The 24,780-nt window shown below is 71.0% G+C and carries 20 protein-coding genes; 8 read left to right on the top strand and 12 right to left on the bottom strand.

Going from position 1 to position 24,780, the window contains the following annotated elements; translation table 11 throughout:
• Positions 1-109: 109 nt before the first annotated feature.
• From AB0J97_RS01235 to fbaA, 3 genes are all read right to left on the bottom strand, one after another.
• On the bottom strand, positions 110-1,393 hold the full coding sequence (locus AB0J97_RS01235) for an adenylosuccinate synthase (protein ID WP_357692806.1): 1,284 nt from the start codon (positions 1,391-1,393) through the stop codon (positions 110-112).
• A gap of 117 nt (positions 1,394-1,510) precedes the next feature.
• Positions 1,511-1,921 (bottom strand): DUF3151 domain-containing protein, encoded by a 411-nt coding sequence (locus tag AB0J97_RS01230; protein WP_364083010.1) that lies wholly within the window; start codon positions 1,919-1,921, stop codon positions 1,511-1,513.
• A gap of 34 nt (positions 1,922-1,955) precedes the next feature.
• Entirely contained in the window at positions 1,956-2,978 is a 1,023-nt protein-coding gene (gene fbaA, locus AB0J97_RS01225) for a class II fructose-bisphosphate aldolase (protein WP_364083007.1), read from the bottom strand.
• 126 nt (positions 2,979-3,104) lie between these two features.
• Here fbaA and AB0J97_RS01220 point away from each other — a divergent pair, with 126 nt between their 5' ends.
• Positions 3,105-3,815 (top strand): DedA family protein, encoded by a 711-nt coding sequence (locus AB0J97_RS01220; protein ID WP_357692803.1) that lies wholly within the window; start codon positions 3,105-3,107, stop codon positions 3,813-3,815.
• 54 nt (positions 3,816-3,869) lie between these two features.
• Here the strand turns inward: AB0J97_RS01220 and pyrE are convergent, their stop codons facing one another.
• Together pyrE and AB0J97_RS01210 are read right to left on the bottom strand one after the other, a co-directional pair.
• Positions 3,870-4,403 carry an orotate phosphoribosyltransferase gene (gene pyrE, locus AB0J97_RS01215; protein ID WP_364083004.1) on the bottom strand — a complete coding sequence of 178 codons (534 nt, stop codon included), beginning with the start codon at positions 4,401-4,403 and terminating at the stop codon, positions 3,870-3,872.
• A 10-nt stretch (positions 4,404-4,413) separates the two neighbouring features.
• Positions 4,414-5,112 (bottom strand): hypothetical protein, encoded by a 699-nt coding sequence (locus tag AB0J97_RS01210; RefSeq protein ID WP_364083001.1) that lies wholly within the window; start codon positions 5,110-5,112, stop codon positions 4,414-4,416.
• A gap of 113 nt (positions 5,113-5,225) precedes the next feature.
• Here AB0J97_RS01210 and AB0J97_RS01205 point away from each other — a divergent pair, with 113 nt between their 5' ends.
• Together AB0J97_RS01205 and AB0J97_RS01200 are read left to right on the top strand one after the other, a co-directional pair.
• Positions 5,226-7,562, top strand: a complete 2,337-nt coding sequence (locus AB0J97_RS01205) for a sigma-70 family RNA polymerase sigma factor (RefSeq protein ID WP_364082998.1) — start codon at positions 5,226-5,228, stop codon at positions 7,560-7,562.
• 186 nt (positions 7,563-7,748) lie between these two features.
• On the top strand, positions 7,749-8,999 hold the full coding sequence (locus AB0J97_RS01200) for an NYN domain-containing protein (protein WP_357693539.1): 1,251 nt from the start codon (positions 7,749-7,751) through the stop codon (positions 8,997-8,999).
• A 52-nt stretch (positions 9,000-9,051) separates the two neighbouring features.
• On the opposite strand, the gene AB0J97_RS01195 is transcribed toward AB0J97_RS01200, so the two are convergent.
• Both AB0J97_RS01195 and AB0J97_RS01190 read right to left on the bottom strand, forming a co-directional pair.
• Complete coding sequence (locus tag AB0J97_RS01195) at positions 9,052-9,681, bottom strand: response regulator (RefSeq protein ID WP_357692795.1); 630 nt, start codon at positions 9,679-9,681, stop codon at positions 9,052-9,054.
• A 3-nt stretch (positions 9,682-9,684) separates the two neighbouring features.
• Positions 9,685-13,878: a HAMP domain-containing protein gene (locus AB0J97_RS01190; protein ID WP_357692793.1), complete on the bottom strand. Its 4,194-nt coding sequence runs from the start codon at positions 13,876-13,878 to the stop codon at positions 9,685-9,687.
• A 462-nt stretch (positions 13,879-14,340) separates the two neighbouring features.
• Between AB0J97_RS01190 and AB0J97_RS01185 the strand changes: the two genes are divergently transcribed.
• Positions 14,341-15,543 carry a SpoIIE family protein phosphatase gene (locus AB0J97_RS01185; RefSeq protein WP_357692791.1) on the top strand — a complete coding sequence of 401 codons (1,203 nt, stop codon included), beginning with the start codon at positions 14,341-14,343 and terminating at the stop codon, positions 15,541-15,543.
• Positions 15,544-15,592: 49 nt separating this feature from the next.
• On the opposite strand, the gene AB0J97_RS01180 is transcribed toward AB0J97_RS01185, so the two are convergent.
• The 3 genes from AB0J97_RS01180 to rho all read right to left on the bottom strand — a co-directional run bounded on the left by AB0J97_RS01180 (position 15,593) and on the right by rho (position 19,648).
• Positions 15,593-17,359 (bottom strand): prolyl oligopeptidase family serine peptidase, encoded by a 1,767-nt coding sequence (locus tag AB0J97_RS01180; protein ID WP_357692789.1) that lies wholly within the window; start codon positions 17,357-17,359, stop codon positions 15,593-15,595.
• A gap of 145 nt (positions 17,360-17,504) precedes the next feature.
• Entirely contained in the window at positions 17,505-18,515 is a 1,011-nt protein-coding gene (locus AB0J97_RS01175; protein ID WP_364082992.1) for a putative RNA methyltransferase, read from the bottom strand.
• 20 nt (positions 18,516-18,535) lie between these two features.
• The gene (gene rho, locus AB0J97_RS01170; protein ID WP_364082989.1) at positions 18,536-19,648 is read right to left on the bottom strand and encodes a transcription termination factor Rho; all 1,113 of its coding nucleotides are present in this window, start codon (positions 19,646-19,648) and stop codon (positions 18,536-18,538) included.
• 394 nt (positions 19,649-20,042) lie between these two features.
• On the opposite strand from rho, the gene AB0J97_RS01165 reads away from it, so the two are divergent.
• From AB0J97_RS01165 to AB0J97_RS01155, 3 genes are read left to right on the top strand one after another with little or no spacing between them, the layout of a single operon-like run.
• Positions 20,043-20,183, top strand: coding sequence for a hypothetical protein (locus AB0J97_RS01165; RefSeq protein WP_357692783.1), 141 nt, complete (start codon positions 20,043-20,045; stop codon positions 20,181-20,183).
• 10 nt (positions 20,184-20,193) lie between these two features.
• The gene (locus tag AB0J97_RS01160; RefSeq protein ID WP_357692781.1) at positions 20,194-20,934 is read left to right on the top strand and encodes an MBL fold metallo-hydrolase; all 741 of its coding nucleotides are present in this window, start codon (positions 20,194-20,196) and stop codon (positions 20,932-20,934) included.
• A 24-nt stretch (positions 20,935-20,958) separates the two neighbouring features.
• On the top strand, positions 20,959-21,825 hold the full coding sequence (locus AB0J97_RS01155; RefSeq protein ID WP_364082985.1) for a hypothetical protein: 867 nt from the start codon (positions 20,959-20,961) through the stop codon (positions 21,823-21,825).
• Positions 21,826-21,904: 79 nt separating this feature from the next.
• Here the strand turns inward: AB0J97_RS01155 and AB0J97_RS01150 are convergent, their stop codons facing one another.
• On the bottom strand, positions 21,905-23,806 hold the full coding sequence (locus AB0J97_RS01150) for a nitrate- and nitrite sensing domain-containing protein (RefSeq protein WP_364082982.1): 1,902 nt from the start codon (positions 23,804-23,806) through the stop codon (positions 21,905-21,907).
• 62 nt (positions 23,807-23,868) lie between these two features.
• Between AB0J97_RS01150 and AB0J97_RS01145 the strand changes: the two genes are divergently transcribed.
• Entirely contained in the window at positions 23,869-24,282 is a 414-nt protein-coding gene (locus AB0J97_RS01145) for a hypothetical protein (protein ID WP_364082979.1), read from the top strand.
• A 2-nt stretch (positions 24,283-24,284) separates the two neighbouring features.
• On the opposite strand, the gene AB0J97_RS01140 is transcribed toward AB0J97_RS01145, so the two are convergent.
• Positions 24,285-24,719 (bottom strand): hypothetical protein, encoded by a 435-nt coding sequence (locus tag AB0J97_RS01140; protein WP_357692773.1) that lies wholly within the window; start codon positions 24,717-24,719, stop codon positions 24,285-24,287.
• Positions 24,720-24,780 lie beyond the last annotated feature (61 nt).

Raw genomic sequence — 24,780 nt, 5'->3', positions numbered from 1 at the left:
GTGCCTTGACGGTACACCGCGCCCTTCCCGCGATCAAGCGTATGGCAATACAAAAACTGTTAACCCTCGACGATAGGGGGACAGCAACGCCGTCCCCCTTACGTCAGCCTCAGACCAGCGAGCGGACCACGACGGTCTGGTCCCGGCCCGGGCCGACGCCGATCGCCGAGATGGGCGCCCCGCTCATCTCCTCCAGCGTCCGCACGTACGCCTGCGCGTTCGGCGGCAGGTCGTCGAACGACTTGGCGTTGGAGATGTCCTCCTTCCAGCCCGGCAGCTCCTCGTAGACCGGGACCGCGTGGTGGAAGTCGGTCTGGGTCATCGGGATCTCGTCGTGCCGGACGCCGTCGACCTCGTACGCCACGCACACCGGGATGCTCTCCAGCCCCGACAGGATGTCGAGCTTGGTGAGGAAGTAGTCGGTGATGCCGTTGATCCGGGTCGCGTAGCGGGCGATCACCGCGTCGAACCAGCCGCAGCGCCGGTTGCGGCCGGTGGTGACGCCGTACTCGCCGCCCGTCTGGCGCAGCCACTCGCCCGTCTCGTCGGTCAGCTCCGTCGGGAACGGCCCCGAGCCCACGCGGGTCGTGTACGCCTTCAGAATGCCGATGATCTTCGTGAGCCGGTTCGGCGGGATGCCCGCCCCGGCGCACGCGCCCCCGGACGTAGGCGAGGAGGAGGTGACGAACGGGTACGTGCCGTGGTCGATGTCGAGCAGCGTGCCCTGACCACCCTCCAGCAGCACGAACTTGCCCTCGTCCAGCGCCTTGGAGAGCACGAGCGAGGTGTCGGCGATGTGCGGCTTGAGCCGTTCGGCGTAGGCCAGGTACTCCTCCAGCACGGCGGCCGGGTCGATGCCGCGCCGGTTGTAGACCTTGGTCAGCACCTGGTTCTTCTCGGTCAGCGCGACCTCGATCTTCTTGGCCAGGATGCCCGGGTCGAGCAGGTCCTGGACCCGCACGCCCATCCGGGCGATCTTGTCGCCGTACGCGGGGCCGATGCCGCGTCCGGTGGTGCCGATCTTGGCCTTGCCCAGATAGCGCTCGGTGACCTTGTCCAGCGCCTTGTGGTGCGGCATGATCAGGTGCGCGTTGGACGAGATCAGCAGGCGCTCGGCGGAGATGCCCCGCGCGGCCAGCCCGTCGATCTCGCTCAGCAGCACCCCCGGGTCGATCACCACACCGTTGCCGATCACCGGTACGACGTCCGGCGACAGGATCCCTGTCGGCAGGAGATGCAGAGCGTATTTCTGGTCACCGATGACGACGGTGTGTCCCGCGTTGTTGCCACCCTGATAACGGACGACGTAGTCGACGTCGCCACCGAGCAGGTCGGTGGCCTTGCCCTTGCCTTCATCGCCCCACTGGGCCCCAACGAGAACGGCAGCCGGCATTGTTCAGTCTCCCGAGCACAAAACGAAACCCCTGGCGCAAGTGCGACAGGGGCTCTTGCGTAGAGAGACTACCCGAGTCTGCCTATTCGTCCCAAGGCGCGTGCCCCCAATGGGGTGCTAACCCTTGGCCAGTGCCTCATATCCGGTGTCGGTGCTGTCCTTGAGGAACTGCAGGCAACGCTCGGCCTCGTCCTTCTCGCCGATGGACTGCGCGGCCCTGGACAGGGCGTAGAGGCAGCGCAGGAAGCCGCGGTTGGGCTCGTGCTCCCAAGGGATGGGACCGTGGCCCTTCCAGCCGCTCCTGCGCAGCTGGTCGAGGCCGCGATGGTAGCCCGTGCGGGCGAAGGCGTAGGAGGTGACGGCGTGGCCCTGCGCGAAGTATTCCTCCGCGAGCGCGGCCCAGGCCGCCGGGTGGGCCGGGAAGCGGGCGGCCACGTCGGCGGCCTTGGCCCCTGATTCGAGCGCCTCCCTGGCCTCGGGCAGGTCCGGCAGGTGAGTCGGGGGCGGCCCGGCGAGAAGGTTATCCATAGGACAAGTCATACCCGCCGTGCCGCCCAAGTGGCTAGGAGATCTTCGTCCCACTGCTCTTGAGGTTGTGGCAGGCCTCCGCCACGCGGGTCGCCATGCCGGTTTCGGCGCTCTTGCCGTAGGCGCGCGGGTCGTACGCCTTCTTGTTGCCGACCTCGCCATCGACCTTCAGGACGCCGTCGTAGTTGCGGAACATGTGGTCGGCGATCGGCCGGGTGAAGGCGTACTGGGTGTCGGTGTCGACGTTCATCTTCACGACGCCGTAGGAGATGGCCTCGTGGATCTCCTCCAGCAGCGAGCCGGAGCCGCCGTGGAAGACCAGGTCGAACGGCTTGTCCTTGCCGTACTTGGCGCCGACCGCGTCCTGGATCTCCTTCAGCACGCTCGGCCGCAGCTTCACGTGGCCCGGCTTGTAGACGCCGTGCACGTTGCCGAACGTGGCGGCCAGCATGTAGCGGCCCCGGTCGCCGACGCCGACGGCCTCGGCCGTGGCCAGCGCGTCCTCGGCGGTGGTGTAGAGCTTCTCGTTGATCTCGCCGACGACGCCGTCCTCCTCGCCGCCGACCACGCCGATCTCCATCTCCATGATGATCCGGGCGCGGGCGCACTTGTCCAGGAGCTCCTTGGCGATCTCCAGGTTCTCCTCCAGCGGTACGGCCGAGCCGTCCCACATGTGCGACTGGAAGAGCGGGTCGAGGCCCTTGGACACCCGCTCCAGCGAGATGTCGATCAGCGGCCGCATGTAGCCGTCGAGCTTGTCCTTGGGACAGTGGTCGGTGTGCAGCGCCACCGTGACCGGGTACTTGGCGGCGACGACCCGCGCGTACTCGGCCAGGGCGGTCGCGCCCGTCACCATGTCCTTGACCGTCGTGCCGGAGAGGAACTCGGCGCCGCCGGTCGACACCTGCACGATGCCGTCGCTCTCGGCCTCGGCGAACCCGCGCAGGGCGGCGTTCAAGGTCTGAGAAGAGGTCACGTTGATCGCCGGATAGGCGAACCCGCCCGCCTTGGCACGGTCGAGCATTTCGGCGTAGACCTCTGGAGTCGCGATGGGCATGAGTCATCTCCCTGAGAAGTACGGCTTCGCGCCTGCCCAGTATCCCGGCTCCCCACCTCAACTGGTAGTGACAACGCGAGCCGGATGGCCACATCCGATTCGCTCGGCTCCAGGTAGGCTCACGGGGTGGACTGGCTCTGGAATCTCCTCGACCCGACGTGGTGGCTCACCATCCTCGGCGCCTTCGCCACCATCGGCGTGCTGGCCATCATCTTCGCCGAGACGGGTCTGCTGCTCGGCTTCTTCCTGCCGGGCGACTCGCTGCTGGTGGCGGCGGGGATCTTCAGTTCCGCGTCGCTGGTCGTGGGCGAGGCGCCGCCGATCTCCTTCCCCGTCCTGGTGATCGGCACACCGCTGTGCGCCATCGCGGGCGCCCAGCTCGGCCACTTCCTGGGGGCCAGGTTCGGCAGGAAGATGTTCGACAGGCCGGACTCCCGGCTGTTCAAACGCGAACACGTGATGCGGGCCGAGGAGTTCTTCCAGAAGTTCGGGCCGGCCAGGGCGGTGGTGCTGGCGCGGTTCGTGCCGATCGTCCGCACGTTCATGAACCCGGTGGCCGGCGTGCTGGAGATGCCCGCCAGGCGTTTCTTCCTGTGGAACGTCATCGGCGGCGTGGTCTGGGTCGAGGGCCTGGTGCTGCTCGGCTACTTCCTCGGCAGCAAGGTCGACCCCAAGCAGATCGACAAGTACATCCTGCCGGGCGTGTTCATCATCGTCTTCATCTCGCTGATCCCGATCATCATCGAGGTCGTCAAGAAGCGCCGCGAGCGCAAGCGGATGCCCCTGCCCAACGGCAAGCACCACCGCGTGCCCTCCAGCACCGACCCTCAGCACTGATCCCGCCGTCCACCGTCCCTCGCGCCCCGGGTGAGCAGGGCGCGAGGGAGGCCGTCACAGTCCGAGGTCCTGGAGGGTGAAGGCGGTGCGGTAGTCGAGCCCCTCCTCCGCCATCCGCGCGCCCGCGCCCCGGTCGACGATCGTGGCCACGGCCACCACCTCGGCGCCCGCCTCCCGCAGCGCCTCGACGGCGGTCAGCGGCGAGCCGCCGGTCGTCGAGGTGTCCTCCACGGCCAGCACCCGGCGCCCCTTCACCTCGGGCCCCTCGATGCGGCGCTGCATGCCGTGCGACTTCTGCGCCTTGCGCACCACGAACGCGTCGAGCGTGCGCCCGCGCGCCGCCGCCGCGTGCAGCATCGCGCAGGCCACCGGGTCGGCCCCCATCGTGAGCCCGCCCACGGCGTCGAAGTCGAGATCGTCGGTCAGGTTGAGCATCACCTTGCCGACGAGCGGCGCGGCCACCCCGTCGAGCGTGATGCGTCGCAGGTCGAGGTAGAAGTCGGCCTCCTTGCCCGAGGAGAGCGTGACCTTGCCGTGGACGACGGCCTTGCGCTTGATCTCGGCCAGCAGGTTGTCGCGGTCTGTCATGCGCCCAAGCTTAGGGTCCCAGGGTCAGCGTCCTGATGAGAGCGAGGGCCTGCGCGTGCGCGCGGGGGAGCCGGCGCACGCGGACGCGGGGGTGGCGGCCGTAGAGGATGTCGGTGGTGCGCAGGCGGGCGAGCCGGTCGGGCAGCCGCTCGTCCTCCGTGGTCACCGCGCCCACGCGGACGGGCGCGAGCAGCGCCAGCGTCTCGCCGCCGGTGAACACCTTGCGCAGCGCCGTCGCCAGGTTGAGCGCCGCCGCCAGCCGCTCGGCCGGCTCGCCGATCGGCCCGTACGGCTCGGCCACCACCAGCAGGTGCCCGCCCGCGGCCGCCCCCCGGTAGAGCTCGCCCAGCCTGGTACGCAGGTAGCCCACCGTGGCCAGCCCGGTCAGCGGGTCCTCGCACCGCAGGTCGTTCATGGGCGCGAAGCTCTGCTCGGCCCACCCCGCCGCGTACGCCCGTACCAGGGGGAACGACGGCTCGCCCCGGTCGGTGACGGCGAACAGCGCCGCCAGGTCGTTCAGCCCCTCGGTGATCCCCACACCCGCCTCCGCGCGCGCCGCGCCCAGCTCCTCGCAGGCGCGCGGCAGGTCGCCGCCGCGCGTCGCGGCCTTGATCGCGTACTCCACGGCCGGAGCCCACCAGTCGTCGGCCAGCGACCATCCCTCCGCCGTGCTCCGGCCGCGCCAGCGCGTCCGCACGTCCTCGCCCATGCGTGCCTCCCCTAGGTCCTCAGAGGTAAAGACGGCCATGCGGTTTAGTCATGACGGAGAATGCGGAATGATTGCGCGGGGCAACCCACCGTAATCGTGAGGTCACAATGAGTGTGGAATCGCCGCGTAGCGATGCCGACCTTCTGAAGGAGGTCAGGGCCGGAGACGCGACCGCGTACGGACGGCTCTACGAGCGTCACGTGGCCGCGGCCCGCGCGCTGGCCAGGCAGTTGGTCAGGGGCGAGTCCGAGGTCGAGGACGTCGTGGCCGAGTCGTTCACGAAGATCCTCGACCTGGTCGGCAGGGGCGGCGGGCCCGAATCGGGGTTCCGCACGTACCTGCTGACCGTCGTGCGCCGCACCGTCTACGACCGCGGCCGGGTCGAGAGCCGCCAGGTGACCACCGGCGAGATCGAGCGGTACGACCCGGGCGTGCCCTTCGCCGATCCCGCGCTCGTCGGCCTCGAACGGTCGATGATCTCCCGCGCGTTCCTGTCGCTGCCCGAGCGCTGGCGGGCGGTGCTCTGGCACACCGAGGTGGAGAAGTGCAAGCCCGCCGAGGTCGCGCCGCTGCTCGGGCTGTCGGCCAACGGGGTGGCGGCGCTGGCCTACCGGGCGCGCGAGGGGCTGCGGCAGGCGTACCTGCAGATGCATCTGCGCGCGGCGCCGCAGCACGAGTGCCGTCCGGTGCTCGGCAAGATGGGCGCCTACGTCAGGGGCGGCCTGGCCAGGCGCGACTCGCGGGCGGTCGACGACCACGTGAACGGCTGCGAGGAATGCCACGGCGTGCTGCTCGAACTGACCGACGTCAACCGCGGCCTGCGCGTCATCGTCGGCCCGTTGATCGCCGGGCCGGTGTTCGGCGGTTACGCGGCGGCGCTGGCCAAGGTGGGCGCGGCCGGCGGAGGCACGGGCTGGCTGCTGCGGCTGTTCGGGCTGCTGCGGCGGACGCCCTCGCGGCAGCAGGTCGTGGTGGCGGGCGGCGTGGCGGTCGCGTCCGCGGCGGTGGCGGCGTTCGTGCTGGTGTCCGGGGAGTCGCCGGCGGTCAGGCAGCCGGTGCCGCCGCCCGCGCCCGTGGCCCAGCGGCCTCCGGCGTCGGTGCGGCCGGTGCCGCTGCCCGTGCCGAGCGAGCCGCCCGCGCGCGTGCCGCCGCCGGAGGAACCGTCGGGCAGGCCGCGGCTGCGGGCCACGATCGGCGCGCTCGGCGCCCTCGTACGCGCCCAGCCCGGCATCGTCGGCATGCGCCTGCGCAACGACGGCGACGGCCCGAGCGGCGAGCTGGCCGCGACCGTCGAGCTGCCGCCCGGCGTGACGCTCCTCCCGTCCGCCCGGCGCGGCCAGGGGGTGGCGCTGCTCGATCCCGTGGGCACGGTCGACGGCTGGTCCTGCCGGCAGGCCGGTCAGGGCGCGCGGTGCGCCAGGCAGCCGCTCGCCGCCGGGCAGGGCACGGCGCTGTTCCTGCGCGTGCTGGTGTCGGAGCAGGCGCCGGAGGGCGCCGGGCCCGCCGTGCGCGTCGACGCGGCCGGCCTGCACGTCAAGGCGCGGGCCGAGCAGGGCGTGCGCACGGCGGGGGCGTCGGCCAGGTTCGCCACCGAGGGCAGGGTCGCCGTCAGGGCGATCGGCAACACGCTGCTCACCTGCCCCGAGGAGCACGACGGCTGTGCCGAGGCCAGGCGCCGCCAGGGCGACCAGCGCGACAACGACCTGTGGCCGATGACCGCCCTCGACCAGGACGCCAGCCCGGCCACCACCGCCTCCAGCGCGGCCCGGCTCACCCTGCCCAAGGACGGCCGGGTCGTGTGGGCGGGCCTCTACTGGTCGGCGAGCGGCGCGGCGGCGGGGCCGGTCAAGGTCAGGGCGCCTGGGCGGCGCACGTACGTGTCGGTCCGGCCCGACCACGTCACGACCCTCGACATGCCGCTCGGCCCGGCCTACCAGGCGTTCGCCGACGTCACCGCGCTGGCCGGGCAGGCGCGGCCGAGCGGCCTGTGGTGGGCGGCCGACCCGCCGATGGCGGAGGGGGCCTCCAGCCACGCCGGGTGGAGCCTGGTGGTGATCGTGTCCGGGCCGCGGCAGCCGTACAGCCAGGCCGTGGTGCTCGACACGGCCGCCGTGATCGGCGGTCCGGTCAGGAAGGTGCGCATGCCGCTCGGCGGCCTGAGCCCGGCCGCCGCGCCCGCCAGGGCCGAGCTGGTGACCTGGGAGGGCGACGCCGACCTCGGGGGCGACAAGGTCTCGCTCGGCACCGGCGCGATCACCCCGGCGGGCGGCGACCGCGACCGCGCCAACGTCTTCGACGGCTCCTCCAACGGCGCCACGGGGATGACCTTCGGCGTCGACGTCGACACGGTCGACGCCGAGCTGGGCCGCGACCCGGGGCTGACGATCGTGGCCGACCGGGACGTCGTGCTGTTCGGCGTGGCCGCACTGAGCGTCAGGGCGCGCTCATGACCATGAACAGGACAAACTGGTACGGTCTGCCTAAAACCTCCGGTCGGACGGCGACCCGCGGTCGAATCGTCGGGATTCACCCTCGCGCGATCACCTGCTTTCATTACCCTGAGAGAGGGCCGCCGAGTCCGGTCTCTGACGGTGCAGAGCCAGCAAGGTCGGACCACCAGGAAAGGGGCGGTGTCAGTGGATCGCTGCGCGCTGTTCGTGGACGCCGGCTATCTGCTGGCAGACGGAGCGATGGCCGTGCACGGCACTCGCCATCGCGAAGCCGTCGCCTGGGACTATCCCGGGCTCCTCCAGCTGATGACCAACCTGTCGCGCGAGCGCACGGGCCTGCCGCTGCTGCGGTGCTACTGGTACGAGGCGACCGTCGAGGGCCGCCGCACCCCGGAACACGACGCGCTGGCCGACATCCCGGGCCTCAAGCTCAGGCTCTCGCGCATCCGGCCGGGCCGCCGCGAAGGCGTCGACGCCCAGGTCCATCGCGACCTCATGACCCTGGCCCGCAACAACGCCATCTGCGACGCCGTCGTCGTCAGCGGCGACGAAGACCTCGCCCAGGTGGTGTGCGACGCCCAAGACCTCGGCATCAGGGTCACCGTCATCCACATCGCGGCCGACGGCGGGTGGGCCGTGTCCCGGTCGCTTCGGCAGGAGTGCGACGACCTGGTCGAGCTGGGCGGCGTCCACCTGCGGCCCTACGTCACCATGGTGAGCGGCGTCACCGAGTCCTCCAACGGTCACCACCAGCCGCTCAGCAACGGGCACGCCGCGCACTCGCTGCCGCCCGCCCCGCCGGCCTCGGCGCCGCCGTCCCCGACGGCCTCGCTGCCACCGGGCTCGTCGTCCTCGGGCAGCCACGCGGCCAGTCCGCCCTCCGGGAGCCACGCGGCGCCCTCCGCCGGGCAGCCGTCCGCCAACGGGCCCGCGTCGTCGGCCGGGCGGGGGCAGGCGTCCACGCCGCCGGTGCTGCCGTCCTACTCGGGGTACCAGGAGCAGCCGCCGTCCATCCCGCCGTCCGCCGCGCCGGCGACCGGGCCGTTGCAGCAGCCGCAGTCCGCCTCGCCCAGCACCGGGCAGTTCGCCACGCCGTCGTCGGGGGGCGCGTACCAGCCGTCGCAGCTCGGGCCCTACACCGGGCCGCAGGCCGCCCCGGTCTCGCCGCCGTCCGCGGCGACCGCCGGGGCCACCACGCTGGCCGACGCCGTCAAGGCCGCCCACCGCGAGGGGCACGACTTCGGCGAGTCCGTGGCCCGCGACGCACCCGCGCTGTGGCTGGAGGCCGTGCTCGCCCGCAAGCCCCGCATGCCCTCCGACCTGGAGGCCCGCCTGCTGCAGGGCTCCTCGCTGCCGATCGACTTCCTCCTGCACGACGAGGTTCGCCACGCCCTGCGCCGCGGCTTCTGGGACGCCCTCGAACGCGCCCGCCACTGACCGCCACGCCCGGGCGCCGTAGGTGGCGGCCCGGGCGTCCGGTGGGACGGCGTCAGGAGAGCGCGTCGAAGCCCGCGCGCAGGTGGGTGAGCCGGTCGGCCAGGTCGCCCAGCGGGACGGCGAGCGCCGGATCCTGCGACTTGCGGGCCAGCTCCCGTACCCGGGCCAGCTCGTCCTCCGCGGCGGTGAGCCGCCGGGACAATTCCGGCAGGACCGAGGCGTGGTCACCCGCTCCCGGCGGCAACTCGGCGGTCAGCCGCTCCCGGAGCAACGACGCCTGCTCGGCCAGTCGCTTGTTCATGTTGTAGAGCTCGGTGAACACCGACACCTTCGCCCGCAGCACCCACGGGTCGAACGGCTTGGTGAGATAGTCGACCGCCCCGGCCGCGTAGCCGCGGAAGGCGTAGTCGGGAGCGCTGTCGACCACGGTCAGGAAGATGATCGGGATGTTCCTGGTCCGCTCCCGCCGCTTGATGTGGGCGGCCGTCTCGAACCCGTCCATGCCCGGCATCCGGACATCGAGCAGGATCAGCGCGAACTCGGTGTTGAGCAGCGCCTTGAGCGCTTCCTCGCCGGACCTGGCGCGTACGGGCACCAGGTCGAGCGAGCTGAGGATCGCCTCCAGGGCGATCAGGTTCTCCTCGCGGTCGTCGACCAGGAGGATCTTGGCACGGTCAGGCATCGATCACGACCCTTCGGCGGTTGAGGGCGACGAGTCGTTCGTGGCTCCTCGCCCACGGCTGAGCCAGCCGCGCAGCCGTTCGAGCAGGCGGTCCACGTCGACCGGTTTGGGCACGTAGTCGGACGCGCCCGAGGCGATGCTCTTCTCGCGATCACCTCGCATGACCTTGGCGGTCAGCGCGATGATCGGCAGATCGGCGAACTGCGGCATGCGCCGGATGGCCGAGGTCGTGGCCCAGCCGTCCATCTCCGGCATCATGATGTCCATCAGTACGAGCGCGACGTCCTCGTTCCGTTCGAGCTGTTCGATCCCCTCACGGCCGTTCTCAGCGTAGACGACCGTCGATCCGTGCCGTTCCAGCACACTGGTGAGGGCGAACACGTTGCGGATGTCGTCGTCGACGATGAGGATCTTGGCGCCGTTGAGCGGGTCGTCGCCCTGCCACTGGGCGGGCGTCTCCACCGGCGCCTCGACCAGCTCAGGCATCGGCATGTCGAGCGGCATGGGCGGCTCGGGCATGGTCGCGGCGGCGGCCTGCTCCTCGGCGGGCGAGGTCATGAGCTGCCGGCGCGGGGCCGTGCTGCCGTCGGTGGCGGCCAGCGGGCCGGTGTAGGAGGCGGGCAGGTAGAGGGTGAACGTGCTGCCCTTGCCCAGCTCGCTGTCGACGTGGATCTCGCCGCCGAGCAGTCGCGCTATGTCGCGGCAGATGGCCAGGCCGAGACCGGTGCCGCCGTACTTGCGGCTGGTGGTGCCGTCGGCCTGCCTGAACGCCTCGAAGATGACCTCGCGCTTGTCGGGCGCGATGCCGATGCCGGTGTCGATCACCTGGAACGCCAGCAGGTCGGTGGCGTCGTGGAGGGTGTCGTCGTCGAAGTCGACGCCCCGCGGCGCCGCCGCGACCCGCAGCTTGACCTCGCCCTTCGGGGTGAACTTCACCGCGTTGGACAGCAGGTTGCGCAGCACCTGTTGCAGGCGCTGCTCGTCGGCCCGCAGCTCGCTCGGCACGTCGGAGGCCACCTCCACGCCGAACGACAGCCCCTTGTCCTGGGCCAGCGGCGCGAAGGCCGCCTCCAGCAGGTCGACCATCTTGGGCAACGACACCTGGATCGGATGGATGTCCATCCGGCCGGCCTCGACCTTCGACAGGTCGAGCATGTCGTTGATGAGCTGGAGCAGCGACGACCCCGCGCTGTGGATCGTCCGGGCGAACTCGACCTGCTGGGAGGTCAGGTTGCCCTCGGCGTTCTCGGTCAGCAGCTTGGCCAGCACCAGCAGGCTGTTGAGCGGCGTACGCAGCTCGTGGGACATGTTCGCGAGGAACTCGGACTTGTACCGCGAGGAGACGGCGAGCTGCTCGGCGCGCTCCTCCAGCGTGCGGCGGGCCTGCTCGATCTGGAAGTTCTGGATCTCGATCGCGCGGTTCTGCTTGGCCAGCAGCGCCGCCTTGTCCTCCAGCTCGGCGTTGGACCTGCGCAGCTCCTCCTGCTGCCGCTGGAGCTCGTCGGAGCGCTCCTGGAGCTCACGGGTGAGCCGCTGGGACTCGGTCAGCAGGTCTTCGGTGCGGGAGTTGGCGATGATCGTGTTCATCGTGACGCCGATGGTCTCGACGAGCTGCGTCAGGAAGTCGAGGTGCACCTCGCCGAACGGGGTGAAGGAGGCCAGCTCCAGCACGCCGAGCACGCGGTTCTCGAACAGGATCGGCAGCACCACGATCTGGGCGGGCGTGGACTGGCTGAGCCCGCTGTCAATGGTGATGAACTGCGGCGGCACGTCGTCGAGGATGATGTGCCTGCCCTCGGCCGCCGCCTGGCCGACGATGCCCTCGCCGATCGCGAACCGCCGGCGCGGCCCCCGGTCGGGACGCACGCCGTAGCCGCCGATCAGCGTCAGCTCGTGGTCGCCCTCGGGGTCGATGCCGTAGAAGGCGCCGTAGCGGGCCGAGACCAGCGGCGTCAGCTCGCTCATCGTCAGCTTGGCCACCTCGAACAGGTCGCGGTGGCCCTGCATGAGCCGGGAGATGCGGGCCAGGTTGGACTTGAGCCAGTCCTGCTCCTGGTTGGCCTGGGTGGTCTCGCGGAGGTTGGCCACCATCGAGTTGATGTTGTCCTTCAGCTCCGCCAGCTCGCCCTGCGCCTCGACGGCGATCGAACGGGTCAGGTCGCCCCGGGCCACGGCGCTGGTCACGGTCGCGATGGCACGCACCTGCGTGGTCAGGTTGCCGGCCAGCTCGTTGACGCTCTCGGTGAGCCGCTTCCAGGTGCCCTCGACGCCCTCGACCCGGGCCTGGCCGCCGAGCTGGCCCTCCGAACCCACCTCGCGGGCCACGCGGGTGACCTCGGAGGCGAAGGAGGACAGCTGGTCGACCATCCGGTTGATGGTGGTCTTCAGCGCCAGGATCTCGCCCTGGGCGTCGACGTCGATCTTGCGGGTCAGGTCGCCGTTGGCCACGGCCGTGGTGACCTCGGCGATGTTGCGCACCTGGTAGGTCAGGTTGTTGGCCATGAAGTTGACGTTGTCGGTGAGGTCCTTCCAGACGCCCGACACGCCCTGCACCCGCGCCTGGCCGCCGAGCTGCCCCTGCGTGCCCACCTCGCGGGCCACGCGGGTGACCTCGTCGGCGAACGACGAGAGCTGGTCGACCATCGTGTTGAGGGTGTCCTTGAGCTGCAGGATCTCGCCCTGCGCGTCAACGGTGATCTTCCTCGACAGGTTGCCCTGCGCCACCGCGGACGACACGGCCGCGATCTGGCGCACCTGCGAGGTCAGGTTGTTGGCCATCGAGTTGACGTTGTCGGTGAGGTCCTTCCAGACCCCGGACACGCCGCGCACCTGAGCCTGGCCGCCGAGCTGCCCCTCGGTGCCCACCTCGCGGGCCACACGGGTGACCTCGGAGGCGAACGAGGACAGCTGCTCGACCATCGTGTTCATGGTCGACTTGAGTTCGAGGATCTCGCCCTGGGCGTCGACGTCGATCTTGCGGGTCAGGTCGCCGTTGGCCACGGCCGTGGTCACCTGGGCGATGTTGCGCACCTGGTAGGTCAGGTTGTTGGCCATCGAGTTGACGTTGTCGGTGAGGTCCTTCCAGACGCCCGACACGCCCTTCACCTCGGCGCGCCCGCCGAGCTTGCCCTCCGTGCCGACCTCGCGGGCGACGCGGGTGACCTCGTCGGCGAAGGACGAGAGCTGGTCGACCATCGTGTTGAGGGTGTCCTTGAGCTGCAGGATCTCGCCCTCGGCGTCGACCGTGATCTTCTTCGACAGGTTGCCCTGGGCGACCGCCGTCGCCACGGTCGCGATCGAGCGCACCTGCGAGGTCAGGTTGTTGGCCATGAAGTTGACGTTGTCGGTGAGGTCTTTCCAGACGCCCGACACGCCGGTGACCTGCGCCTGGCCGCCGAGCTGGCCCTCGGTGCCGACCTCGCGGGCCACGCGGGTGACCTCCTCGGCGAAGCCCGAGAGCTGGTCGACCATCGTGTTGACGGTGTTCTTCAGCTCGAACATCTCGCCCACGGCGTCGACCGTGACCTTGCGGCTCAGGTCGCCCTTGGCGACCGCGGTGGTGACCACGGCGATGTCGCGGACCTGCGCGGCCACGCGCGAGGACATCGTGTTGACGGCCTCGGTGAGGTCGCGCCAGCTGCCCGACATGCCGCGCAGGTTGGCGCTGCCACCCAGCCTGCCCTCGGTGCCCGCCTCGCGGGCGACCCGGGTGACCTCGGAGTTGAACAGGGCGAGCTGGTCGACCATGCCGTTGATGGCCTTGCCCAGGCGGCGCACCTCGCCGCGGGCCGACCGGTCGAGGTCGATGCGCCGCGACAGGTCGCCCTTGGCCACCGCGTCGATCACGTCGGCCGCGCCGCTGACCGGGCTGACCAGGGCGTCGATCAGCATGTTGACCGACTCGACGCTCTCCGACCAGGCCCCGACGCCGGGGCCGGGCGTCAGCCGCTCCCCGAAGCGCCCTTCCTTGACGACTTCCTTGCGAACTCTTGCCAGCTCGTTCGCGAGATGTTCGCGGCGATCGGCCACTTCGTTCAGCAACAGACGCACTTCACTGAGGATGCCGGGGGGCGCGTGAGGGACCCGACGCCGGAAATCGCCGTCACGCCAGGAGAAAAGTGTCTCCAGCACGGGAACGAGATCCGATTCTGTATAGGTCCTCTCCTCCGGGCTTGATGCGGCCTTGGCCGTGGTCATGGGGCCTCCTTCACTCGCGACGGGTCCCGGCGAGTGATTCAAGTCTGTCACGATGAGTAGCTCGTAGTCCTGCCCTTGGATTTACCCCAAGTCAGTGAGAAGTGTGGTAGGCACGATGGGATGACTGCATCTCCCCATGCGGTGCTGGCCGCGACCTTCGCGCCTGGCGATACCGCTGTGACGGCTGCGATGAGGTTCACGCGCGAGGTGATGACCGCGTGGGCCACTGTCAGCGTGCTCCACGCCGCCGAGCAGGTGGCCGGAGATCTGACGGAGCAGGTCTCTGACGAGCCGTTTGAGGTGATTTGGAAGCATTATGGAGATGCCGTCCAGGTCGAACTACGGCAGCGGATCACCGCTCACGGTGATCCGAAGGCTCCTTCCGTGCACGTGGAAGAGTGGGGAGTCACCTTCGCGGGCGATTCCCGTGTCCATTGGGCAAGGCTCACGCTACCCGGCTCGGTGGACCAGGTGGCCGCGGAATGGCTGGAGGAGAGCGCGCGGGGCCCTCACTGGCTCGGATTCCTGGCCGACGCGAGCGACCTGCTGGCCGGCACCCTCGACCCCGACATGGTCCCGGCGATCATCGCGCAGATCGTCGTGCCGCGCCTGTCGAACTGGTGCGCCGTCTACACCGCCGACAGCTCGGGCGGCCCGCTGCGGCTGGTCTACCTGTGGCACGCCGACGAGGCCCGCATCGACGGCCTGCGCGAGCAGCTCACGGACATGAACATCGGCGCGGCCGACACCAGGGCGACGTCCATCATCCACCTGAACGACTCCCAGGTGCTGGCCGTGCCGCTCACCGCGCGCGGCCGCGGGCTCGGCATGATGTGCCTGGGCCGGTCCGACCGCTTCCCCGACGACGTCATCCAGTTCGCCGAGGACATCGGCAGGCGCGCCGCGCTGGCCATGGACAACGCCCGGCTCTACGCCCAGCAGGCCGCCGCCAACCGGGCGCTGCAGCGCAGTCTCCTGCCGCCCAACGAGCCCGAGGTGCCCGGCCTCGACTACGGCGTCATCTACGAGCCCGCCGGCGAGGCCAACGAGGTCGGCGGCGACTTCTACGACCTGTTCAAGGCGGGCGACGACTCCTGGCGCTTCGCGATCGGCGACGTCTGCGGCACCGGCCCGGAGGCGGCCGCGGTGACCGGCCTGGCCCGTCACACGCTGCGCCTGCTGGCTCGTGAGGGCTACGGCGTGGCCGCGGTGCTCGGCCGGCTCAACCAGGCGATCCTGGAGGAGGGCGAGCGGGCCCGGTTCCTCACGCTGCTCCACGGCGACATCACGCCCGTGGAGTCCGGCCTGGAGGTGCGGCTGGTGTCCGCCGGCCATCCCGAGGCGCTGCGGCTCAGGCCGAGCGGCAAGGTGGAGGCGGTGACCACGCCCCAGTCGTTGCTCGGCGTCTTCCACGAGGTCGTGTTCGAGGCCGACACCATCCATCTCGACCACGGCGACGTGCTGCTCGCGGTGACCGACGGCGTGACCGAGCGGCGCTCGGGCGGCCGGCTGCTCGACGACGACGGCGGCCTGGCCAAGCTGCTGGCCGAGTGCGCCGGGCTGTCGGCCAGGGCGGTGGCCGAGCGCATCCGCAGGGGCGCGGCTGAGTTCGCCGCCGAGCCGAGCGCCGACGACCTCGCCATCGTGGTCCTCCGCGCACGCTGACCGCGCGGGAGCGCCCCCGCAGGAGCGCTCCCAAAACGTGCGCGAGAAGTCAGCCGATGTGTACGTGCTTGCGGGCGAACTCCAGTTGCAGGGCCGTCTGCGCGATGCGTTCGGCGACCACGAGCGAGCCGCGGATGGCGCCGTACGTGTAGAGCTCGTGCTCGCGTCCGTGCTCGGCCAGCTTGGCCACGTACTTCTCGATCTGGCGCAGCGGGCAGCGGGTGTCGTTCTCGCCGGCGAGAATCAGCAGGGGGCTCTTGATCTGGTCCACGTACGTGATCGGCGAGCAGAAGGCGTACCGCTCGGGCTGCTCGTCGGGGGAGCCGCCGAGCAGGGCGCGCTGGTAGGCGCGCAGGCTCTCGGCCTCGTCCTCGTAGCAGGTCTGGTGGCAGGCGATGGGCACCGCGGCGATGCCCGCGGCCCACAGGCCGGGCTGGACGCCGAGGCCGAGCAGCGCGAGGTAGCCGCCCCAGGCGGTGCCGGACAGGACCAGCCGGGCGGGGTCGATCGTGCCCCGGTCCACCAGCGCCCGGCGCACGGCGGCGATGTCGGCCAGCTCGATGTGCCCCACGTCGCCGTGGAGGGCGTCCCGCCAGGCCGAGCCGTAGCCGGTCGAGCCGCGGTAGTTGACGCGGACGACGGCGAAGCCCGCGTCCACCCAGGCCGCGACCTCGGGGGAGAAGCAGTCGCGGTCGTGGTCGGTCGGGCCGCCGTGCATGAGGAAGACCGTCGGGAACGGTGCCGCGCCGATCTCGGGCTTGGACACCAGCGCGTGGATGCGCCCGCCGGGCCCCTCGACGTCGAGGTCCTCGACGGGGACGCTCGGCGGCGCCGTCGGGCCGCCCGCGTTGTGCACGACCTGGCCGTTGCTCGACCGGATGACCGGCGGGCGGGAGCCGCTGGACCAGGAGTACTCGATGTGGCCGCCGGGTCGCGCCGCGGCCTCGTCGATCACGCCGTGCGGGGTGTCGATGAGCGTCAGGACGCCGCCTGCCAGGTCGTAGCGGTGCAGGTAGCTGCGGGCGCGGTGGTCGCGCACGATCAGCAGCCCGCGGCCGTCGTCGAACCACTCGGCGGCCAGGTCGCCGGGGTCCTTCAGCCAGATCTCGCGCTGCTCGCCGGTGACCGGGTCCCAGACCAGGGGCTCGTGACGCTGGCGGCGCTCGTGCAGGGTCAGCAGGCGGCGGTCGCCGACCACCGGGGCGAAGCGGAGGCCGTGCACGCCCCTGTCGGGGCCGTCGTAGAGCTCGCCGACGGTCTCGCCGTGCTGGTCGACCACGCGCAACGCCGGACGGCGGAAGTCGCCGTACTCGCCGTGGTTGATGGCGATCAGGGAGCCGTCGAGGGACATGTCGGTCACCCAGGCGGCCTCGGCGTGCTCGTAGAGCAGCTCGGCCGGCGCGCCGGGGCGTACCAGGTGGATCCTGAACGTGCCCTCGCTGGCCAGGCTGATGGCGGCCAGCCCGGTCGCCGACAGCGCGATGCCGCCCGGCTGGCCCGGCGGCAGGCCGGGGGCGGCCGGCTCGCTCGGACCGCCCGCGAAGGGCTGGCGCCACCAGGTGCCGAACTCGTCGCCGTCGGTGTCGGCGAACCAGTAGATCCACTGTCCCGCCGGGTCGATCGCCGCGTACGCGGTGCCCTTGGGCCGGTCGGTGACCTGGCGCACGACGCCGGTGCCCCGGTCCCAGGCGTAGACCTCCCACGTGCCTGTGGCGTTGGAGCGGTAGATGGAGCGGTTGGGGGCCTGGCGGGCCCACGTCGGCAACGTCATGCGTGACGCGCGGAACCTGGCCTGCCAGCGTTCCTCCGCCTTCATCCGGCGCGCCCCCTCCCATCGATGGCCCGCGCCCTCTGGGTGCGGGATGCCGTCCAGTATTGCGCCTGAGTCCGGGAAATACTCGGGGAATGTGGGGGAATTTCGTACTAAATGCCCCATCAGTAACACCAGTCGCAGATGCCCGTCAAGGAACAGGTCTTGAACGGGGCTCAGGCTCGAAGATAGACAGATGAAACGCGGCTCTGACCGTAACTTTATTCTGGCTATTCTTGGCATGCCGGCTGAAATAGCCTGATATGCGGGCTGTCAGCTCGGCGGAATCAGTGTGCCACGCGCTCGGTCCCATTCCCACGACCTGGATCAGTTCATCCTGTCCGAGGTCCATGTCGAACTCGATCGTGCGCCGCCCGGTCTGGGCGAACCCGTCCATGCTGCGGGCGACCCGGCGATCCTTCTCCTCGTCCACCGAGAGCAGCCCCAGCTCCTCGACCAGCGGGCTCAGATGCGACGCCGCCGGCGTCGCGACGACCGCGGCCCCGCCAGGACGCAGAATTCTCCGGAACTCGGGCCCGTTCCTGGGCGCGAACACATCGATCACCACATCGGCCACCCCATGCCGGATCGGGAGCGGCCGCCACACGTCCGCCACGAACGCCCCCAGCCTCGGATGCGCCCGCGCCGCCCGCCGTACGGCGTGCTTGGACACGTCGAACGCCATCCCGATGCCATCGTCCACCGCGTCCAGCACGGCCGCCAGGTAGTGCCCGGTGCCCGTGCCGGCGTCGACGATCACCGGTATGGCCCTGCCCGCCGCGCCGCGATCCTCGACGGCCGCCGGTTCACCTTCTGAACCGGCTTCCACTCCCGCCCCACCGTACGCTCTCGACCCGGTTTCGTCATTCGATTCAGTAGAAGATTCACGTTTTTCTGGAGTTGCCACCCTGGCGCGCACGGTCTCCGCCAGCGCCTCGGCCAGTGGCGCGTAGTGCCCGGCCGTCAGGAACGCGGCCCGCGCGGCCACCATCGCCGGGCTGTCGGCGGTGCCGGGCGGGCGTGACCCGGTGAGCAGGCTGACGTACCCCTGCTTGGCCACGTCGAAGGAGTGTCCCTGGGCGCACCGGAGGGCGCCGTCGGCGAGCTCCACGTCCGCGCGGCAGACGGGGCAGATCAGGTGTTCGACGATGTCGGCCAGCATGCGCCCATTCTCCAGCGGCCTCACGCCGCCGCGCGCAGCGCCTCCAGCAGGAACGCGGCGTTGGACGGCGTCGTGCGCAGCTTGCCGATGAGCGTCTCCAGGGCCTGCTGCCGCTCCAGCCCGGCGAGCGAGCGGCGCAGCCGCCAGATCGCCTGCCGCTCCTCGGGGTGCATGAGGATCTCCTCGCGCCTGGTGCCGGAGGCTTCCAGGTCGACCGCGGGGAACAGGCGGCGCTCGGCCAGGTCGCGGGCGAGGTGGAGCTCCATGTTGCCGGTGCCCTTGAACTCCTCGTACAGGCTGTTGTCCATGCGGGAGCCGGTGTCCACGAGGGCGCTGGCGAGGATGGTCAGCGAGCCGCCGTCCTCGACGTTGCGCGCCGCGCCGAAGAAGCGCTTGGGCGGGTAGAGGGCGCGGGCGTCGATGCCGCCGGTGAGCACCCGGCCGCCGCCGGGCGCGAGGTTGTTGTAGGCCCGGCCGAGCCGGGTCAGCGAGTCGAGCAGCAGCACGACGTCGCGGCCGCCCTCCACCAGGCGCTTGGCCCGCTCGACGGCCAGCTCGGCGACGGCGGCGTGGTCGCGGTCGGGGTGGTCGAAGGTGGAGGCGAAGATCTCGCCCTGGACGGAGCCGCGCATCTCGGTCACCTCCTCGGGCCGCTCGCCCACGAGCACGACCATGAGGTGGACCTCGGGATGGTTGCGGCTGACCGCGGCGGCCAGCGCCTGCAGGACCATCGTCTTGCCGGCCTTGGGCGGCGCCACGATGAGACCGCGCTGTCCCTTGCCGATGGGCGCGACCAGGTCGATGACCCGGGTGCTGAGCGATCCGGCCTCGATGACCAGCCGCTCGTCCGGATGGACGGGCGTCAGCTCCTCGAAGTGCGGCCGGCCCCGCCACTCGGTCAGGCCGTTGACCGACTCGACGCCGGCCAGCCTGTTCCCGGCCACGGAGGCGACGACGTGGTCGCCGCGCCGCAGGCCGAGCTGCTTGACCTTCTCGGGAGGCACCCGGACGTCGCCCGGCCCCGGAAGGTGTTCCGCGCGGATGAAGGCGGACTTCTCGTGCACGTCGAGAAGCCCGCTCACCTGCCGTACGGGCGTTTCCGCGCGCTGTTGCGGAATGGTGTGAACAGTCATGAAGAGCCCCTTTGGGGGAGATGCGCCGAACCATGGCCGGCGAGTTCGATGAGGAAGCCGGGCCCGGAAAACCGAGGCGGGCTTCGGTGTGGAAGACCAGCGGAGCTGACAGCTCAACGCTTGTGGGGAAGATACCACACGTTCCGCCCCATGAAACGTCTAGCCCTCTTGGACTATTCCTGGACGGTTCTGGTGTGTTCTGCCGCGCGAGACGGCCCGTACGCGTGACAATGTTCTTCATCGCACCGCGCCGTGAGGAAACCGCCGGCCACCGGTGCGCCCGAACGCCACAGAATCCCCGTCCAGCGCAGCGGCACCGTGTCAAGTGACATGCAGGACCCCTGCAACTCGTCGGGGGTTCCATGGACACATCACAGCTCCTTGGGGGATCACCATGAACGCCGTCCAGTGCCCGCAGTGCCACCACACCCTCGACGAAGGCCCGATCATGTACCGGTGCGCCCACTGCTGCCGCGCCGTCTACGCCGCCGACCTCGAGAACGAGTACGTGCCGCGCGAGCCCGTCGCCGCCTAACCTTGGCGGGATGAAGCACAACCCCATCACCGTCTCCGGCGTCGAGGTGACGCCGCTCTGCGACGCGGTGGGCCCGATGGGCCCCGCGATCCGCCTCCCGCTCGCCGAGATGTTCCCCGGCTCCGGCTCGGGGGACGATCCGTGGGTCCTGCACTTCCACTGTTACCTGCTGCGTGACGGCGCAGGCCGCCTCACCCTCGTCGACACCGGCATCGGCGGGGAGGACTCCCCGGCGGCCAGTTGGGCGCCCGTCCCCGGCGTACTGACGGACGAGCTGGCGGCGGCGGGCGTCACGCCCGCCGACATCGGCACCGTCATCCTCACCCACCTGCACAGCGACCACGCCGGCGGCGCGGTCGCGGACGGCGCCCCGGTGTTCGAGAACGCGCGCTACGTGCTCCAGCGGGCCGAGGTCGACGCCGCCGCCGGGGTCGTGGCCGACCGGCTCCTGACCCCGCTCAAGGACCAGCTGCACATCGTCGAGGGGCAGGCCCGGGTCGCGCCGGGCGTCCACGTCCAGCACACGCCCGGACACACCCCCGGACACCAGATCGCCAGGGTCGGCGACCTGGCCATCACCGGCGACCTCGTGCTCCACCCGGTGCAGCTGGCCGATCCGGGCGTCCACTACGCCTACGACGACGACCAGGAGACGGCCGCGCGCACGCGCACCGAGGTCCTGGCGGCGCTGCGGGCCGAGCGGGCGACGATCGCCACCGCGCACTTCAGCGAGCCGTTCATGCGTCTTTGATCCGTTACGGCACCATTGGCTCTCATGAAGATTCGTGTTGTGGCCGGTGTCGCTCTCGGCGCCGCCCTGGTGGCCCCCGCCGCGGCGTCGGCGGCCACCGCGCCCGAGCTCTCGGGCGCCGCCGTCTATGCCGGCGCCGGCAACCAACTCGCCCGCTACGAAGGCGGCGAGTGGAGCACCCTCGCCAAGATCGGCGCGCTGCCGCAGTTCGCCGCCTCGCCGGACGGCAAGAAGGCCGCCTGGGTGACCGGCGGCGGCAACCTCCAGGTCAAGGACGGCGCCAAGACCGTCACCGCAGCCACGAAGCTCCAGGGCGGCACGCCCTGCCTGACCCCCGTCTGGTCGCCCGACTCCACCCAGGTCGCCTACGTCGGCAAGGGCGAGACCATCGTGGCCGTCAAGGCCGACGGCACCGGCGCGCGCAGGCTCGGCACGTCCAAGGGCGTGTGCCACCTGGCGTGGGCGGCCGGCGGCCGTTACCTCGCGGGCTACACCGGCGAGGCCGACGCCGTCTACCGGCTCGACGTCAGGACCGGGAAGTCCGTCAGGGCCAAGGGCGTCAAGCTCGTCACGCACGTGCAGAGCCTGTCGCCGAACGGCCGCGCCGCCGTCGTCGAGTTCCCCGCGAACCCGAACGCGCTCGGCGACGGGAGCTGGCCGGCCGCCTTCAGGCCGACCGTGGTCGACCTGGTGACGGGCAAGAAGCTCACCCCGGCCGTCAAGGGCCGGCTGATCGGCGCGTTCTACCTGGCCGACGGGCGGCTGGTCGTCCGCGTGGCGGGCGGCGCGCACAACACGCTGGTCGTGCTGGACGCGGCGGGCAAGGAGACCCAGCGGATCGAGGAACCGGCCAAGGCCAGAACCCAGGCGCTGCTGCAGGTGCTGCCGTAACGCGGGCCCGGCTTCCTTCAAGAGCCGACTGGCCGGCCCGCATCCTGCTTTCGGCCAGGGCCGGCTGGTCGGCCCTCGTCTAGCTTCCGGTGAGGGCCGGTTGGTCGGCCAGGAGGGCCGCGGGCAGGAAGACCATCGCGGTCAGGCCGCCGTAGGGCGACGGCGCGAGGGTGACCTTGATGTCGTGCCGGGCGGCCAGCCGGCCGACCACGAACAGGCCCAGCCGGTCGCTCTGCGCGAGGTCGAACTCGGGCATCTCGGCCAGCCGGTCGTTGAGCTCGTCCAGCTCGACCCTCGGCAGGCCGAGACCGCGGTCCTCGATCTCGATCATCAGGCCGTTCGGGGTGCTCGCGCTGCGCACGTCCACCCTGGTCCGCGGGGGTGAGAAGAGCGTGGCGTTCTCGACCAGTTCGGCCAGCAGGTGGGCCACGTCCGTGACGGTCGCGCCGAGCAGCGCGGCCTGCGGCGGCTGGAGGATCTCGACGCGCTCGTACTCCTCGACCTCCGCGACCGCGGCCCGCAGGACGTCGAGGATCGCCACCGGGTTGCGCCAGCCGCGCCCGGGGGCCTGGTCGGACAGGATGATCAGGCTCTCCGCGTGCCTGCGCATGCGGGTGGTGAGGTGGTCCAGCTTGAACAGGTCGGACAGGATCTCGGGCTCCTCGGTGGCCCGCTGCATGCCGTCGAGCTGGAGCAACTGGCGGTGCAGCAGCGACTGGTTGCGCCGGGCCAGGTTCACGAAGACCTGGCTGACGCCGTGCCGCAGCCTGGCCTGGTCGACGGCGGCCTCGACGGCCGTGGACTGCACGTGGTTGAAGGCCCGCACGATGTCGGCGACCTCGGAGGTCTCCGTCCTGACCTCCAGCGGCGCGACCTCGGCGGCCGAGGGCGGGCGGGTGTTCGTACGCAGCCGCTCGATCAGCCCGGACAGCCGCACCTCGGCCAGTTCGGTGGCCGCGTCGCGCAGCCCGGCCAGCTCGCGGACCAGCCGTTTGCGGAAGCGCAGCGACAGCAGGATCGAGGCGAGCACGGCGAGCAGGCCCGCGCCCCCGGCCACGCCGATCTTGATCAGGATGCTCTCCGCGGCGGGCGTCACCCGGGCCACGATGCCCTCGACGGCCCGGCCCTGGTCGCGTTCGAGCACCGCCCACAGGTTCTGGCCGTCCACCTCCCAGGTGGCGGCGGTGGCGGGCAGGCCGTTCATCGCGGCCTGGCCTCTGATGGCGTCCTCGGCGTCGAGGAACTCCTTGTAGACGGGCGAGGCGGCCAGTTCCTCGTACGGGCCGCGCAGGCCGTCGTCCAGGTGGGAGAGCGCCTGCGAGTACAGCAGCCGCCGGGTCGCCACCATCCCGGTGAACGCCTCGCGCTCGACGGCCTCGACCCGTCCTCTGGCCAGCACCACGACGATCATCGCGCGCTCGCGCGAGACCAGGTCCTTGGCCTCGCCGAGCATGGTGACCGCCCTGGCCTGCCGGTACAGCGACATGTCGGGCACCAGCACCATCGCGTCGTACATGCGGAATGAGGCGTCCACGATCTGGCTGTAGCCGTCGATGACGGCCAGCGGCGCGACCGTGTCGCCGTCCACCTCGGCGCGGATGCCGGACAGCAGGTCGAGCTTGCCGTTGAGGGCGTCGAGCTGCGTGCGCATCTCGGGCGACATGTCACGCTGGTCCTTGGCCAGCTTGCGGAAGGCCGCCACGGCCCGGTCGGTCTGCCCGCGCTGTCTGGCCAGCTTGTCCGCGCCGCGCCGGGTGGCCAGGAACTCGACCGAGGCCAGCCGCTCGTCCTGGAGCTCGACGTTGACCCGCTCCGACGGCGTGGTCAGGTGGGAGGCCAGCTTGTTGATCTCCAGCAGGCGCAGGCCGTCACCGCCGGTCAGGGCCGCCGCGAACGCCCACAGCCCGACCAGGGACAGCAGCGGCACGAGCAGCAGGATGAGGAGCTTCAGAGCAATGGGACGGCCACGCGTGGGGGGCATGCGACCTCCGGGTGCATGATGAGATCGCCTCGCAGATTACACCCCCATTTGGAAGGATTTCTGTGCGTCTTCCGCGTTCCGCCGCCGGTTGGACCATCGGCGTCTTCGGCGTGCTCGCCTTCGCGCTCGGGCTCGTCGGGCTGCTGTCGCCGGACTCCCTGCTGGTCCTGCTGGGTTTCGAGGTGCTCGACGTACGCCCGTCCGGCGACTACACGCTGGTCTACATGGCTGCTTCGTCGATGGCGGCGGTGAACATGGGGGTCTATTACGTTTTCGCGGCATCCGCCGACTACACGCCGTTCTTCCGGTGGACCGTGCCGTTCAGGCTGGTGACGTTCGCGGTGTTCACGACGCTGGTGCTGACGGGGGCGGCGCCGGGCGAGTTCTTCGGCGTGGGCCTCTGGGAAGGGGCGGGGGCGCTGGTCACCGGGTTCGCGCTCTGGCGCGAGGGCAAGTTGCTGCCCTCGCGCTCATGAGCTCACGGCCTGGTGTCGTCGGTACGGCCGCCGGCCACGAGCCGGTCGCCTTCCGCCGGTTCGTGCGCCACGTGACGCCCGGTCACGCCGTCATCGGTGGCCCGCTCGGCGGCCTCGGCGGCCTCGGCGGCACGGTCGCGTTCGAGCCGTCGTTCGAGGTCGCGCTTCTCGCCCTCCAGCCGGGAGACCCGGTCGGACGCCTCGGCTCGCGCGGCCCGCAGCCTGCGGCGCTTCCTGGCGGTCCTGCGCGACCCGGAGCCGATCAGCCAGAGCCCCGCCAGCAGGGCGGCCGCGGTGACCGCCCCCGCGACGAACATCTGGACGTGGTCGAGCTGGTAGGTGTTGCCGAACAAGATGTACCTGGAGCTCTCCTCGGTCGCCACCAGGGCGACCGCGCCGCCGGCGAGCAGGACCAGGATCAGACCCAATAAGACCATCCGAACTCACCCCTTGTCGTCAGAGCGCGTTTCTTCTGCCCTGACGCGGGCGGGGTATGCG

The organism is Nonomuraea sp. NPDC049607 (assembly GCF_040675375.1).
Lineage (GTDB): Bacteria > Actinomycetota > Actinomycetes > Streptosporangiales > Streptosporangiaceae > Nonomuraea.
Note: the sequence above shows the minus strand (reverse complement) of the source record. Positions and strands in the feature narration are given on the sequence as shown.

What these genes read in the sequence shown, in the direction of transcription:
- AB0J97_RS01235 (WP_357692806.1), bottom strand. Translation starts at nt 1,393, where the DNA reads ATGCCGGCTGCCGTTCTCGTTGGGGCCCAGTGGGGCGATGAAGGCAAG.
- AB0J97_RS01230 (WP_364083010.1), bottom strand. Translation starts at nt 1,921, where the DNA reads ATGGATAACCTTCTCGCCGGGCCGCCCCCGACTCACCTGCCGGACCTG.
- fbaA (WP_364083007.1), bottom strand. Translation starts at nt 2,978, where the DNA reads ATGCCCATCGCGACTCCAGAGGTCTACGCCGAAATGCTCGACCGTGCC.
- pyrE (WP_364083004.1), bottom strand. Translation starts at nt 4,403, where the DNA reads ATGACAGACCGCGACAACCTGCTGGCCGAGATCAAGCGCAAGGCCGTC.
- AB0J97_RS01210 (WP_364083001.1), bottom strand. Translation starts at nt 5,112, where the DNA reads ATGGGCGAGGACGTGCGGACGCGCTGGCGCGGCCGGAGCACGGCGGAG.
- AB0J97_RS01195 (WP_357692795.1), bottom strand. Translation starts at nt 9,681, where the DNA reads ATGCCTGACCGTGCCAAGATCCTCCTGGTCGACGACCGCGAGGAGAAC.
- AB0J97_RS01190 (WP_357692793.1), bottom strand. Translation starts at nt 13,878, where the DNA reads ATGACCACGGCCAAGGCCGCATCAAGCCCGGAGGAGAGGACCTATACA.
- AB0J97_RS01180 (WP_357692789.1), bottom strand. Translation starts at nt 17,359, where the DNA reads ATGAAGGCGGAGGAACGCTGGCAGGCCAGGTTCCGCGCGTCACGCATG.
- AB0J97_RS01175 (WP_364082992.1), bottom strand. Translation starts at nt 18,515, where the DNA reads ATGCTGGCCGACATCGTCGAACACCTGATCTGCCCCGTCTGCCGCGCG.
- rho (WP_364082989.1), bottom strand. Translation starts at nt 19,648, where the DNA reads ATGACTGTTCACACCATTCCGCAACAGCGCGCGGAAACGCCCGTACGG.
- AB0J97_RS01165 (WP_357692783.1), top strand. Translation starts at nt 20,043, where the DNA reads ATGAACGCCGTCCAGTGCCCGCAGTGCCACCACACCCTCGACGAAGGC.
- AB0J97_RS01160 (WP_357692781.1), top strand. Translation starts at nt 20,194, where the DNA reads ATGAAGCACAACCCCATCACCGTCTCCGGCGTCGAGGTGACGCCGCTC.
- AB0J97_RS01155 (WP_364082985.1), top strand. Translation starts at nt 20,959, where the DNA reads ATGAAGATTCGTGTTGTGGCCGGTGTCGCTCTCGGCGCCGCCCTGGTG.
- AB0J97_RS01150 (WP_364082982.1), bottom strand. Translation starts at nt 23,806, where the DNA reads ATGCCCCCCACGCGTGGCCGTCCCATTGCTCTGAAGCTCCTCATCCTG.
- AB0J97_RS01140 (WP_357692773.1), bottom strand. Translation starts at nt 24,719, where the DNA reads ATGGTCTTATTGGGTCTGATCCTGGTCCTGCTCGCCGGCGGCGCGGTC.